The 14,107-nt window shown below is 57.2% G+C and carries 9 protein-coding genes and 1 pseudogene; 2 read left to right on the top strand and 8 right to left on the bottom strand.

Annotation, left to right across the window (positions count from 1 at the left end):
* The 8 genes from msrA to EL098_RS08745 all read right to left on the bottom strand — a co-directional run bounded on the left by msrA (window position 1) and on the right by EL098_RS08745 (window position 10,131).
* Complete coding sequence (msrA, locus tag EL098_RS08710; protein WP_126355866.1) at window positions 1-720, bottom strand: peptide-methionine (S)-S-oxide reductase MsrA; 720 nt, start codon at window positions 718-720, stop codon at window positions 1-3.
* 14 nt (window positions 721-734) lie between these two features.
* Window positions 735-2,492, bottom strand: a complete 1,758-nt coding sequence (locus tag EL098_RS08715) for a cytochrome c biogenesis protein DipZ (protein WP_232012369.1) — start codon at window positions 2,490-2,492, stop codon at window positions 735-737.
* 160 nt (window positions 2,493-2,652) lie between these two features.
* Window positions 2,653-3,648, bottom strand: coding sequence for a FecCD family ABC transporter permease (locus tag EL098_RS08720; RefSeq protein WP_126355867.1), 996 nt, complete (start codon window positions 3,646-3,648; stop codon window positions 2,653-2,655).
* Window positions 3,649-3,652: 4 nt separating this feature from the next.
* Window positions 3,653-4,408, bottom strand: a complete 756-nt coding sequence (locus EL098_RS08725; protein WP_126355868.1) for a class I SAM-dependent methyltransferase — start codon at window positions 4,406-4,408, stop codon at window positions 3,653-3,655.
* Window positions 4,401-5,381 carry an ABC transporter substrate-binding protein gene (locus EL098_RS08730; protein ID WP_232012371.1) on the bottom strand — a complete coding sequence of 327 codons (981 nt, stop codon included), beginning with the start codon at window positions 5,379-5,381 and terminating at the stop codon, window positions 4,401-4,403. Before EL098_RS08730 ends, EL098_RS08725 begins: the two co-directional genes overlap by 8 nt.
* Window positions 5,372-7,474 (bottom strand): TonB-dependent siderophore receptor, encoded by a 2,103-nt coding sequence (locus EL098_RS08735; RefSeq protein WP_126355869.1) that lies wholly within the window; start codon window positions 7,472-7,474, stop codon window positions 5,372-5,374. The genes EL098_RS08730 and EL098_RS08735 overlap by 10 nt, the downstream gene beginning before the upstream one ends.
* Before the next feature lie 217 nt (window positions 7,475-7,691).
* The gene (gene pyk / locus EL098_RS08740) at window positions 7,692-9,134 is read right to left on the bottom strand and encodes a pyruvate kinase (RefSeq protein WP_126355870.1); all 1,443 of its coding nucleotides are present in this window, start codon (window positions 9,132-9,134) and stop codon (window positions 7,692-7,694) included.
* A gap of 127 nt (window positions 9,135-9,261) precedes the next feature.
* Entirely contained in the window at window positions 9,262-10,131 is an 870-nt protein-coding gene (locus tag EL098_RS08745) for a MurR/RpiR family transcriptional regulator (RefSeq protein WP_126355871.1), read from the bottom strand.
* A gap of 376 nt (window positions 10,132-10,507) precedes the next feature.
* Here EL098_RS08745 and zwf point away from each other — a divergent pair, with 376 nt between their 5' ends.
* Both zwf and edd read left to right on the top strand, forming a co-directional pair.
* Window positions 10,508-11,983: a glucose-6-phosphate dehydrogenase gene (gene zwf, locus EL098_RS08750; RefSeq protein ID WP_126355872.1), complete on the top strand. Its 1,476-nt coding sequence runs from the start codon at window positions 10,508-10,510 to the stop codon at window positions 11,981-11,983.
* Between the two features lie 256 nt (window positions 11,984-12,239).
* Window positions 12,240-14,052, top strand: a pseudogene (gene edd, locus EL098_RS08755) (phosphogluconate dehydratase).
* Window positions 14,053-14,107 lie beyond the last annotated feature (55 nt).

The following is a 14,107-nucleotide window of genomic DNA, read 5'->3' on the forward strand; positions in this document are numbered from 1 at the left end:
TCAGGACTTCACCAGCACCGGATCTACGCGCCATAGCGCAGGGAAAAGCTGCTTAAGCTGCTCAACTTTGGGTATATCGTTGATAACGATGTAGGGATAGTTTGGGTTGTCGTTAAGGAAGTTCTGGTGGTATTTCTCTGCCGGATAGAAACTGGCATGCTCTTCCACCGTCGTCACCAGCGGCGCACTAAACTTATGGCTGGCATTAAGCTGCTCGATATAAGCTTTTGCCACTTTTTCCTGGCTATCGCTGAGTGGAAAAACGGTCGAGCGATATTGCGTGCCATAATCCGGCCCCTGGCGATTTAGCTCGGTAGGGTTGTGTGCGACGGAAAAGAAAATCTGCAGTAGCTGGCCGTAGGTGACTTTCGTCGGATCAAAGATAACCTGCACGGACTCGGCATGTCCGGTCATCCCCATGCTTACCGTCTCATAATTTGCCGTGCGTGCTTTGCCGCCCGCGTAGCCGGAGATTGCGCTGGTCACGCCTTTTACATGCTGAAAAACGCCCTGAACGCCCCAGAAGCAGCCGCCGGCAAAGACGGCGGTTTCCAGCTTAACGCCTGAGGGCAACTCGTCCTGAAGCGGGGCCGGAATAGCAACCGCAGGTTCGGCCTCTGACCACGCAGTGTTCTGGAAGACCAGCGCGGCGATCACCAGTGCGGGCGCGCAGCACAACGCTGTGCGGCGTTTTGCGGCGGCAGCAATAGTCGTTTTCATCTTAAACCTCCTGGTTAACCGAACGTAAAGGCGTAGGCGTTAACGCCGGCGTCTTCAAACTCAATGCTGAACGTGTGCTCTCCGCTGCCGCCAGACTGGCGAATCAGCTGATACAGACGCTGGTCCGTCACCGTGCCGCTGCCGTCAGGCGCCACGTCTGAGCCATGAACGCTGCCCGGAGCCTGCCCGTCGATAGTGATTTTAAAATGAACCGGTTTACCGTCAGCGCCGGGGCCGAGTACCAGATGCAGGTCCCGGGCATGGAATTGATAGAAAATCCGGCCATTCGCCCGGTTAAGCGTGATGTTCTCGCCGCCGATGGTCCAGTTTCCCTCCAGCCCCCAGCTATCCAGCGGCAGCGCGGAGGGCCGACGGTAATCAGCTGGTTTATCCCCGCTTATCTCGCCTGAGGCAAAGTTTTGGGCTCTCATATAGCCAAGATAGGTTTCCGGAGAAATATCATTCTGGCCGCTCGACGCCTGCTCTACGCCGCTGGCTGAAACCGTGCTGATCCCGCTGTTGACACCTTTTGCTCCTGCCTGGCGCAGCAGCGCCTGAATGACTTGCTCGGATTGCGCATAATCCCCTTCGCCAAAGTGTTCGTAGCGAATGTGTCCGCTGGCATCAATAAAATAGTGCGCTGGCCAGTACTGGTTATTGAACGCCCGCCAGATGCTGTAATCGTTATCAATGGCGATGGGGTAGGTGACACCCAGCTTTTTTGCTTCTTTGGTGACGTTATTGATATCACGTTCAAAGGCAAATTCCGGTGCATGTACGCCGATGACAACGAGCCCCTGGTCGCGATATTTCTCTGCCCAGGCTTTCACATAAGGCAATGAACGCAGGCAGTTAATGCAGGAGTATGTCCAGAAATCGACCAGCACCACTTTCCCTTTCAGGGATTCTGCAGTGAGCGGCGGCGAATTCAGCCACTGCGTCGCGCCGTTAAGCGAAGGCATTACGCCAGCATCGGTCAGCGCCGGGATAGCGCCGTCGTCTGAGGTTTGCACTGCTGAAGCCGGTGAGGGGGTGTTGGCGATATTGTCCGGGGAGAGACGTTTAACCAGAGCCTGCTCAATACCGCCGGTGGATGCCGTGGAGAGGCGAGCCAGTACGCCAGTATCTAAGCCAAAGGTAATAGCCACGACGCCGAGCAGCATGCCGGCCCCGAGAAGACGACGGATCCATTCCCCCACGCCGAGAGAGCGTTTCATGGCGCTAAAGACTTTGCCGCCAATCAGCAGCGCGAGCGCGAGCGAGGTGGCGGCGCCTGCAGCGTAGGCTAACAGCAGCAGCGTAGAGCCGACGTTTGCCCCCTGCAGAGCAGCGCCGGTGAGCACCAGTCCGAGGATTGGGCCTGCACAGGGCGCCCAAAGCAGCCCGGTAGCAATGCCGACTAAGAACGAACCGCCAGGCCCTGCGGGCTGGCCGGGCGCCACCCGATTGGCCAGAGAGTTGCCCACGTTAACAAGAGGGTGCATCACGCGCTCAGCAAGGCGAGGAAACAGGAGCGTGATGCCAAACAGCGCCATCAGCACCAGCGCCACACCCCGGCCATACTGGTTGGCCGCCACCACCCAGCCACCGCCGACGGCCGCCAGGGTGGCAAATAGCGTGAAGGTTAATGCCATACCTGCAAGCAGCGGCAGGCCGGTGCGGGTAAAAGGCTGGTCTGAGCGGGCAAATACAAACGGCAGCACCGGCAGGATACAGGGGCTGGCAATGGTTAACAGGCCGCCCAGGTAAGCAAGAATAATGACCAGCATCATGATGTTCCTGTGTCAGAGAGTGCGGAGAGCGCAAGGCTTTTAATCAACGTCGCATGCACTTTATTAAGAGAATACTCACTAAATCCTCTTCAAGAGTTAACAAATTCGTGACAACTTCAGCAGCACAGCGCAGTCAGGCCGGACCTTTCTGCGCCGGAAGTTAAGGATGGGGACGTTGGCGAAGGGCGAACAGAAATACCGGGACGCCGATCAGCGCCGTGATGAGCCCCGGAGGAAGCTCTCGCGGGGCAAATAGCGTACGCGCCAGCGTATCGGATACCAGCGTCAGCATTGCTCCGCAGAGAATACAGGCAGGCAAAGTCCACTGGTGACGATTGCCGAAGATCAGTTTTGCCAGATGGGGCACGGTCAGGCCGACAAAGCCGATGGCCCCGCAAAACGCCACTAGCGTAGCGGTAAGCAGCGTAATAGCCAGGTAGAGCAGTATTTGCAGGGCGATAACGTTAACCCCCAGCCCCTTAGCGGCGATATTTCCCAGAGCCATCACGTTCAGCGTTGGCGACATCGCCAGACAGAGCGCACCGACAAAGAATAGCGCAGCGCTACAGACGGCCACCTGCGGCCAGGTGGCCTGCCCAAACGCCCCCAGCAGCCAGAAAGTAAAACCGCGAGAGGTGGTCGCATCCGTTTGCCAGAAGACGATCAGCGAAGTTAGCGCGCTCAGCAATTGCCCAACTGCTACGCCCGAGAGCATAAACCGGGAGGGCTGCGTGATGGTTCGTCCGGCAAGCAGCAGCACGAGCCCAAATGCGGCCATCGCCCCGATAAAGGCCCCGGCGGGCATTGCCGTCAGCAGCGGCTGCACGCCGAGGGCAATGATTGTCACCGCGCCCAGGCCAGCCCCGGAGGAGATGCCTAGAAGCCACGGGTCGGCCAGCGGGTTACGGGTCAGGGTCTGGAGCACGGCTCCCGCCAGCGCCAGTCCGCCGCCGCAGGTCATCGCCAGCAGCGCCCTCGGTAAGCGTAGTGACCAGATTATCTTCTGGTATAACGCCATGCGGGGCTCCTCTACGGGAGCCGGATGCAGAAGCTGAATGACTTCGTCCAGGGTGAATGTTACGGCCCCAAAGCGCAGGCTATAGATCAGCGCCAGCAGAGTCGCAATGCCGCAAAACAGCAGGCGCAAAGGCTTCACAAACTTATTTCCATCCGGCAATCAGGTAATCGTCCATCAGCTGCCACAGCGTGCCGGTTTCGCTGAAGCCGGCCTGGCTGAGGCTTGCCAGTTGAAAGGCCAGCGTCGTTGGAGGCGGAACCGGACGGCCAGAGAAAATAGCGTCACGGGCGGGGATCAAATTGGCAATCTCCGGTATCTCTGTGGCCAGGGAGAACCATCCGTCCCAGTCCACCACGCCTTTAGCCCAGGCCTGCTGCTGGGTCTGAGCATCATGACGTTCGCTGATGGCCTTTTGATTGCCGTCTGCCGCGTTGAAGCGCTGGTGGTCGGCATTGAGGAACAGGCCGTTATCGGCCAGCAAGGCCAGAAGCTCGCCGTGCAGGGCGTGCTGCCTGTCAGGCATCAGCCAGTGCAGCGCGGTACTTGAGACAATGGCGTTCGGGCGAAGACCGATGATTTTTTTCTGCCAGTCCGGTGTCACCAGGTCCGCCGAAAGAATGCGTACCCGGTCGCCAAAGACCGAGAGGGTTTCGCGAGCAATGGCCAGCATTACCGGATCCACATCCAGGGCGGTGACGTGTGCTGCAGGGAAACGCTGAAGAAGGCGTCTTGTCAGGGAACCTGGCCCGCAGCCAAGCTCGAGCAGTGAGAATTCTCCCTTGAACTGCAGGGCAAGCACGTCCATCAGGGCCTCAAAGCGTGCTTCCCTGCTGGCGATATAAGCGCTTTGCTGCTGGTCCCAGAGCGTGACGAGAGTATTCCATTTAGTATCAGTCATGATTTTCCTTAGCAGAGAGTGAGGTAATAAGCCTGTCCAGCGCATCCACTGAGCGGACAGAGGGATCCATGTCATAGCCGGGCAGGATGATAAATTTCTTTTCTTTTACGGCGCGAAGGCCGGAGGTAAGCGGAAAGTGTTCGAGGAAGGCTATTTTATCTTTAGCGCTGTCGCCGGCGCCGCCGCGCGGTAAATCGGCCAGCACCAGAATGTCCGGCTCCCGACGGGCGATCTCTTCCCACGCGACGTTTGGCCACAGCGCAGAGATATCCGAGAAAAGATTGTGGTTGCCGCTTTCTTTACTCAGCATTTCAGGAACGCCGCAGCAGCCTGCAACATAGGGCGAGTCCGTGCCGGAATACCACCAGAGCAGGCGGGACGGAGCCAAACGAGCAGCGCGCTGGCGCAGGGCGGCGAGCCGTTTTTCCTGCTGGTTAACCAGCGTCTCGCCCCGTCCCTGCAGATGGAGCATTTGGGCCAGATCTCCTAGTTCCCGAAACAGGGCAGCAAAGCTGATTTTTTCCTTCGCCGCACTTTGCTGGCCGCCGCAGGCGCCGGGGGAGAGCCAGCTTGCGATGCCCCAGGACGTTATTTGGTCGCGCGTAGCCCCTTCCGGTGACCAGAGCCAGTACCAGCTTGAGGAGTAGACCAGATCGGGGCGCAGCATCAGCAGCGCCTCGGCGGAGATCGGCCCTTTCCCTGCAACCACAGGCAGCGAAAGGGCATGGCGGGCAGCGAAGCCAGTAGGATCGCTAAGCGGGTCGTACCCGACGACGCCAACAATTTTATCCCGAACTCCCAGCGCCAGCAGATTTTCCAGCGATGGATTGCCGTAAACCACGATGCGCTCAGGCACAGCGGTAAACGTCTGCGGCTCACCGCAATTGGTGAGCGTAACGGCAAACGCGTCGAAGGAAAGGAGAAGGCCTGTTGCCCCAAGAGCAAAAGCCGTCAACATCCTGCTCAGAACCATACCGTGACCCAGCCTTCCCAGGTGCGTGAAGGCGCAATCAGGGCCTGACCGTCGTAAGTACGCTGGTAGGCATAAAGGGTATCGGTCAGGTTGCGTACCCGGGTTCCGACGGTAACTTTGGGCGTCAGCTTATATTCCGCCGCCAGGTCGAGCGTGATGTAGTCGTCCATTTTTTGGGTATTGCGGCTGTCGTTGTAGCTGCTGCCGACATAGCGTAAATCGCTCCTCAGGCTGAGAGGCACGATGGGATGCCAAGTCAGGGCCAGATTGCTGGTCCAGGTCGGGACATACGCGGGTTGGTTGCCGTCCAGGCTTTCAGGCGGGGAGCCTTCGCTGAAGCGATCGAATCTTGCATGCGTCCAGGCAACGTTGCCGGTCACCTCCCAGCTATCGGTTGGCCGGGCCGTTGCCGAGAACTCAATTCCCCTGGAGGTTTGTTGCCCTACGGCGAGGAGTTCACCCGGTACGGTGCCTGAAGGGGTAAAGAGGTTATTTTTACGCAGCTGGTAGAGAGCAAGGTTTACGGTTGCTTTGTTATCCCAGAGCTGGCTCTTTATGCCGGTTTCCCACTGCTGGGAGCGCGTCAGCGGCAGATGGGTCTGCTCCGCGCTAAGGAAGAAAATATCGCCGCCGGCCTCTTTGCCGTTAGCGTAGCTGGCATAGAGCGTGGTGCCGTCAGTGATATCCCAGTTCAGACCAACGCCGGTGTTCAGGAAGCTGCGGTTCTGGCTTTCGCTGCGGGCCGGAGTGAAGTAACGCCAGTCCATATCCAGCCTCGTAAAGCGCAGCTGGCTGAGCAGGCTAAGGCGGTCGGTGAGCTGCAGGCTGTCTTCCATAAAGGCCGCATACTGATGCTGAGTGACCCGGCTCCAGGGACTGCGGCCAATGTTGGTTTCGGCGTTGAACGGTTCACGCGGAGGGTTCAATAACGGGACGTCCTGCGAGCCGGGAAAACCGTTTTTTTGGTAGTCAAAGCGGCTCGTCTGCAGCTCTATTCCGCCGACAGCGCGGTTATCAAAGCCCAGCAACGGATGGTCTATTGAGACGCTGGAGCGGTTGGCCAGCAGCGTGTTTTTATGGCTGAGATCGCCCCAGGAGTCGCGGTTCACGGTCTCTGGCGAGGCTGAGCTGTAGCGATAGCGCTCAACGTTGCGCCAGTAACGATAGCCGTTGTAATACCAGGTGTGGTTATTAAAGGCGATCCCCTGGGCGAGATCGCTGTCCAGCACGGCCTGGAGTGCCGTGGCGTGGCTGGCAATTTTAGCGTCGGTCAGGTTGTTATAGTTGATGCCGCGCAGCTGTTCCTGCACCTTGCCGTCAATCAGCGGCGTGCCGTAGTAAGGGTTGTCGCTGCTGTTGTTCATTTTGTCGCCGAACAGCGTCAGGGTGGTTTCATCGGTCAGGCGAAAGAGCAGAGAGCCGCTGATCCTGGACTGCCGGTTGCGCTCATGCTGCACCTGGCTGTTACCGTCGCTGCCTGAGGCATCAAGGCGCCAGGCTATTTTGTCCTGCATCAGCGTCCCGCCGCCGCCGCCCTCCAGGGTCTGGGTGCTGTAACTTCCCAGCCGATAGCTGAGCATCGCAGGGGAGTTCACAAAGCTGGGCTGCTTTGACACCAGGTTGACGCTGCCTGCGGTCGCGCTCAGGCCATTCAGCGCGGAGCCGGGGCCATGTAAAATATCCACCTGCTGATAGTGAGATGGATTGCCAAGCTGGAGCGTGCTGCCCGGCATTTCCAGACCGTCAAGCAGCCAGCTTACCGGCATAAAGCCGCGCAGAGAAAAGCTATTGGACAGCGTCGGGGAGGAGACGCCGGACATGCCGGTTGCATGGCTGACGGTATCGGCGAGCGAGCGGTCGCCCTGGGCCTGGATTTCCTTTTGTGTAAAGGTTTCCACGTACCGCGGCGTCTCTTTGGCCGTCAGGCTCAGGCGAGAGGCGGTGCCGCTGGCAGGAGGAAGCTCAGCGGGCGTTTTGCTTACTACGGTGATGTTCTCTTCGCACGATGCCGGGTTGCAGCCCGCGGCCAGGTTCGGCTGAGAATAAAGCGTAAAGAACACGCCGGAATAGAAGAGGATGCGTTTATTTTTCATGGTGTCTGTATGTACTCAATTGAACGTGCCTGTTCAGAAAGTGGCGGCCTGAAGCCTCAGGTAGCCACTAAAAATATTATGTTATAACATAACAAATAAGGCTGACTATAAATTTAAGACGATGAATAAAGTGTGGATTTAGCGGAGGGGTGCAAATGGGAAATAAAAAAGCCGCGACGTTATGTCGCGGCCTGAACTTGTTATCCGGAGGTGAGAATTACTCGACGCAAAGGATGCGGGTGGTGTTGGTGGTGCCGATGGTGCTCATCACGTCGCCCTGGGTGACAATGACCAGGTCGCCGGAGATCAGATAGCCCTTATCACGCAGCAGGTTTACCGCATCGTGCGCGGCAACTACGCCTTCACTCGCGCTGTCAAAATAGACCGGCGTTACGCCACGGTACAGCGAAGTCAGATTCAGCGTACGTTCATGGCGGGATAGCGCAAAGATAGGCAAACCGGAGCTGATGCGTGACGTCATCAGCGCGGTGCGCCCGGACTCCGTCATCGAGATGATAGCGGTAACCCCTTTCAGGTGGTTCGCGGCATACATCGCGGACATGGCAATGGCTTCTTCGACGTTATCGAACTGCACGTCGAGGCGGTGTTTAGAGACGTTAATGCTGGGGATCTTTTCTGCGCCCAGGCAAACGCGAGCCATAGCCGCGACCGTTTCGGCAGGATACTGGCCAGCGGCGGTTTCTGCCGACAGCATCACCGCATCGGTTCCGTCCAGCACGGCGTTTGCCACGTCCATCACTTCCGCACGGGTTGGCATCGGATTGGTGATCATCGACTCCATCATCTGGGTGGCGGTGATCACGGCGCGGTTAAGCTTACGGGCGCGGCGGATCAAAGTTTTCTGGATACCGACCAGTTCCGGGTCGCCGATTTCGACGCCCAGGTCGCCACGTGCAACCATGACCACGTCGGAAGCGAGAATAATGTCGTCCATTGCGGCTTCGTCGCAGACGGCTTCCGCACGCTCTACTTTGGCAACGATTTTAGCGTCGCAGCCCGCGTCACGCGCCAGGCGACGAGCGTAATTCAGGTCTTCACCGCAGCGAGGGAAAGAGACGGCAAGGTAATCAACACCGATTTTTGCCGCGGTAACGATATCCGCTTTGTCTTTGTCGGTCAGCGCTTCGGCCGACAGGCCACCGCCCAGCTTGTTGATCCCTTTATTGTTGGACAGCGGGCCGCCCACGGTCACTTCGGTAAAGACCTTCAGGCCCTGAACTTCCAGCACTTTGAGCTGAACGCGACCATCGTCGAGCAGCAGAATGTCGCCGGGAACGACGTCGGCCGGCAGGCCTTTGTAGTCGATGCCCACTTTTTCTTTGTCGCCTTCGCCTTTACCCAGATTGGCATCCAACAGGAATTTGTCGCCGAGGTTAAGAAAAACTTTGCCCTCTTTGAAGGTAGACACGCGAATTTTAGGGCCCTGCAAATCGCCGAGAATCGCCACATGGCGCCCCAGTTTAGCGGCAATCTCACGCACCTTATCCGCACGCAGCTGGTGATCTTCGGGGGAACCGTGGGAGAAGTTCATGCGCACCACGTTAGCGCCGGCGGCAATAATCTTTTCTAAATTATTATCGCGGTCGGTTGCCGGGCCTAAAGTGGTAACGATTTTGGTTCTACGTAGCCGTCTGGACATGTATTACTCCGTTGACTGAAACAACTTGGTGTTGCGTAAAGAAAAACTCGGTGGGTCAGGGTGTGCTGTGAACACCCATGACAACGTAACCGAACAGCCTAATAAGTTACAACTTTGTTATCAAAAATTAATGTTCATCGCCTGAGTGAAGGCGTTCTTTATCAAAGCGCGATTCTTTGAGCGCTTCCTTGACTCGCTTCAAGTTATCCCTGAATTTTGCCCCTCTGCGCAAGGTAAAGCCCGTCGCCAGAACGTCAATCACGGTCAGCTGCGCAAGGCGAGAGACCATGGGCATATAAATATCCGTATCCTCGGGTACATCAAGCAGCAGAGAAAGCGTGGCCTCGCGGGCAAGCGGGCTGCCTTCGGAGGTGATGGCCAGCACGATGGCGTCGTTTTCACGCGCCAGCCGGGCGAGTTCCACCAGATTTTTAGTTCGCCCGGTATGGGAGATCAGCACCACAACGTCCTGCTCGGTACAATTCATACAGCTCATACGTTGCATAACAACGTCATCGGAGTAAATCACCGGAACGTTAAAGCGGAAGAACTTATTGGTGGCGTCGTGGGCGACGGCGGCAGAGGATCCCAGGCCGAAGAAGGCGATTTTTTTGGCCTGGGTAAGCAGGTCGACGGCGCGATTAACGGCGGACATATCCAGCGACTGGCGAACCTGGTCAAGGCTTGCCATCGCGGACTCAAATATCTTGCCGGTGTAGGACTCGACGCTATCATCTTCATCAACATTCCGGTTTACATACGGCGTGCCATTCGCCAGACTCTGAGCTAAATGCAGTTTAAAATCCGGGAAGCCTTTGGTTTCCAGGCGGCGGCAGAAGCGATTTACGGTAGGTTCACTGACGTCTGCACTGCGGGCAAGCGTGGCGATGCTGGAGTGAATGGCATCCTGAGGTGCGGCGAGAATCACTTCTGCGACTTTGCGTTCCGATTTGCTAAGGTGTTCCAGCTGGGACTGGATTTTTTCCAGCATATTCATAAAGAGGGGCGCTCATGGGGTTTAGCGATTTCAGTAAAAGAAGAAATCGTGGGCCGATTTAGCAAGAATATACGCTTGCTAAAATCTGAAAGGGCGAGTCGCTGGCGTAATGTTGTTGTTTTTTTTCATTACATGATCGGTGTCTAACTTTGGCAACGGTTACATCGTACAAAAAAACGCCATCAAATGACGCTTTAGTGCGGCATTTTGGGAAAAGTTAGCAATTGAGGCGGTCAAACCGGGGTTAACGGTTGTCCTCAATTCAGCAAAAGCAGTACATTGCAGCGTAATAAAATTACAAGAGTTGCCTGGCTTAATGCTATCCGCGCCCCCGAGGGCCGGTAACAGCCGGGATATCCGAAACGAGGAGACAAACATGGCGGTAACGCAAACAGCCCAGGCGTGCGATCTGGTCATTTTCGGTGCAAAAGGCGACCTGGCGCGCCGGAAACTGTTGCCATCCCTGTATCAGCTGGAAAAAGCAGGTCAAATCCACCCGGAAACCCGAATTCTTGGTGTTGGCCGTGCGGATTGGGACAAAGAGGCATACACCAAAGTCGTTCGCGAAGCGCTCGAAACCTTCATGAAAGAGAAGATTGACGAGAGCCTGTGGGACAAATTGAGCGGTCGTCTGGATTTCTGCAACCTGGACGTTAACGACACCTCTGCTTTCACCAAGCTGGGTAAAATGCTGGACCAGCAGAACCGAGTGACCATCAACTACTTCGCTATGCCGCCAAGCACCTTCGGGGCAATCTGCAAAGGGCTAGGCAAGGCTAAGCTGAACGCTAAACCGGCTCGCGTGGTGATGGAAAAACCGCTGGGTACCTCCCTCGAAACCTCTCAGGAGATCAACGACCAGGTCGGCGAGTTCTTCGAAGAGTGCCAGGTGTACCGTATCGACCACTATCTGGGTAAAGAAACCGTTCTTAACCTGCTGGCGCTGCGTTTTGCCAACTCCCTGTTTGCCAACAACTGGGATAACCGCACCATCGATCACGTGGAAATCACCGTGGCCGAAGAGGTGGGGATTGAAGGACGTTGGGGTTACTTCGATCAGGCCGGGCAGATGCGCGATATGATCCAGAACCACCTGCTGCAGATCCTGTGCATGATTGCCATGTCTCCGCCGTCCGATCTCACCGCTGACCATATCCGCGATGAGAAGGTGAAAGTTCTGCAGTCGCTGCGCCGCATCGACCGCACCAACGTGCGGGATAAAACCGTGCGTGGCCAGTACACCGCCGGCTTCGCGCAGGGTAAAAAAGTGCCTGGCTACCTGGAAGAAGAGGGCGCAAACAAAGCCAGCGCGACCGAAACCTTCGTCGCTATCCGCGTAGATATCGATAACTGGCGCTGGGCCGGCGTGCCGTTCTACCTGCGTACCGGGAAACGTCTGCCAACCAAATGCTCTGAGGTCGTGGTTTATTTCAAAAACCCTGCGCTGAATCTGTTTAAAGATTCCTGGCAGGAGCTGCCGCAGAACAAACTGACCATTCGTTTGCAGCCGGACGAAGGCGTGGATATCCAGATCCTGAACAAAGTACCGGGGCTGGAGCATAAGCATAATCTGCAAACCACTAAGCTGGATCTGAGCTACTCCGAGACCTTCAACGAGTCTCATCTGGCGGACGCCTATGAGCGCCTGCTGCTGGAAACTATGCGGGGCATTCAGGCGCTGTTTGTGCGCCGTGATGAAGTGGAAGAGGCATGGAAATGGGTTGACTCCATCACCGGAGCCTGGGCTGCTGATAACGACGCGCCGAAACCTTATCAGGCAGGGACCTGGGGACCTGTCGCCTCCGTGGCGATGATCACCCGTGACGGACACTCCTGGAACGAGTTCGAGTAACGCCCGGAGAATGTTGCCGGCAAAAAAGAGGCCCAGCGGCCACGATTTTACCGGTAACATGATCTAACACAGAAGTGGCATAGATTTTTGTGAATAATAGCCCCGCGTGGATTCACCCGCGGGGCTTTTTTATTTACACTAGCTGAAGCGATTTTGCTCCCGAGAGTCAGGTGTGACGGGCGACACGGTTATTTTTAGCGGCCCGGAACATGATGATGCTAACGCGGGGGGAACAGCCACTTTCTGAGGACTTTTTATGCATCCAAATTTGTTACGGGTAACATCGCGCATTATCGAACGCTCCCGCCCAACGCGTGAAGCCTATCTGGCACGCATCGAGAAAGCCCGGAGCAACACGGTTCACCGCTCGGAACTTGCCTGCGGTAACCTGGCGCACGGTTTCGCTGCCTGCCAGCCGGACGATAAGGCGGCGCTGAAAAGCATGCTGCGTAACAATATTGCGATTATTACCTCCTATAACGACATGCTGTCCGCCCACCAGCCATACGAACACTATCCTGAAATAATCCGCCAGGCGCTGCACTCCGTGGGCGCCGTAGGGCAGGTTGCCGGTGGCGTACCGGCGATGTGCGACGGGGTGACCCAGGGGCAGGATGGCATGGAGCTTTCGCTGCTGAGCCGCGAAGTCATTGCCATGTCTACTGCCGTTGGCCTCTCCCACAATATGTTTGACGGTGCTCTGTATCTCGGCGTGTGCGACAAAATTGTGCCGGGGCTGACGATGGCCGCGCTGTCGTTTGGGCATTTACCCGCGCTCTTCGTGCCATCAGGCCCGATGGCCAGCGGCCTGCCAAATAAAGAGAAGGTCCGCATTCGTCAGCTTTATGCGGAAGGTAAGGTGGACAGGCTGGCGCTGCTGGAAGCCGAAGCGGCTTCTTACCATGCACCGGGTACCTGTACCTTCTATGGCACGGCGAATACCAACCAGATGGTCGTCGAGTTCATGGGCATGCAGCTGCCGGGCTCGTCGTTTGTTCAGCCCGATGCAGAGCTGCGCCACGCGTTGACGGAGGCTGCAGCGCGGCAGGTTACCCGTCTGACCGGTAACGGCAACGCATGGATGCCGCTTGGCAAAATGATCGACGAGAAGGTTGTGGTAAACGGTATCGTTGCGCTGCTGGCAACCGGCGGCTCGACTAACCACACTATGCACCTCGTCGCGATGGCCCGAGCCGCCGGGATCGTTATCAACTGGGATGACTTCTCCGACATTTCAGAGATTGTGCCGCTGCTGGCGCGTTTGTATCCGAACGGTCCTGCGGACATCAACCACTTCCAGGCCGCGGGCGGCGTACCGGTGCTGATGCGCGAGCTGTTGAAAGGCGGCCTGCTGCACGAAGACGTCAATACCGTAGCCGGTTTTGGCCTGCATCATTACACCATGGAGCCGTGGCTCGACAACGGCCAGCTTGCCTGGCGTGAAGGCGCCCGCGAGCCGCTGGACCGCGACGTTATCGCCACCGTGGATAAACCGTTCTCCCGCCACGGTGGGACCAAAGTGCTGAGCGGAAACCTGGGCCGTGCGGTAATGAAAACCTCAGCGGTGCCGGTTGAAAACCAGGTGATTGAAGCGCCGGCGGTAATTTTTGAAAGTCAGCACGACGTTTTACCGGCGTTCGAAGCCGGCAAGCTGGACCGTGACTGCGTGGTTGTGGTGCGTCATCAGGGGCCAAAAGCGAACGGCATGCCAGAATTGCATAAACTTATGCCGCCGCTTGGAGTATTATTGGACCGCTGTTTCAAAATTGCTCTGGTGACGGACGGCAGGCTGTCCGGTGCCTCAGGTAAGGTGCCTTCGGCGATCCACGTGACCCCGGAAGCGTACGACGGCGGGCTGCTGGCGAAGGTTCAGGATGGCGACATCATTCGCGTTAACGGCCAGACCGGCGAGCTGACGCTGCTGGTTGATGACGCCGTCCTGGCGGCACGTTCCGCCTATCACCCGGACCTCAGCGCCGAGCGTGTAGGGACCGGACGTGAGCTATTTGGCGCGCTGCGCGAACAGCTTTCGGGCGCAGAAACAAGGCGCAACCTGCATTAAATTTTAAACCCGCGGCGGCAATGTTCCGCGGAAAACAGATTAAAAATGGCTAAGAGACGCTC

This window comes from Cedecea lapagei, from assembly GCF_900635955.1.
Classification (GTDB): domain Bacteria; phylum Pseudomonadota; class Gammaproteobacteria; order Enterobacterales; family Enterobacteriaceae; genus Cedecea; species Cedecea lapagei.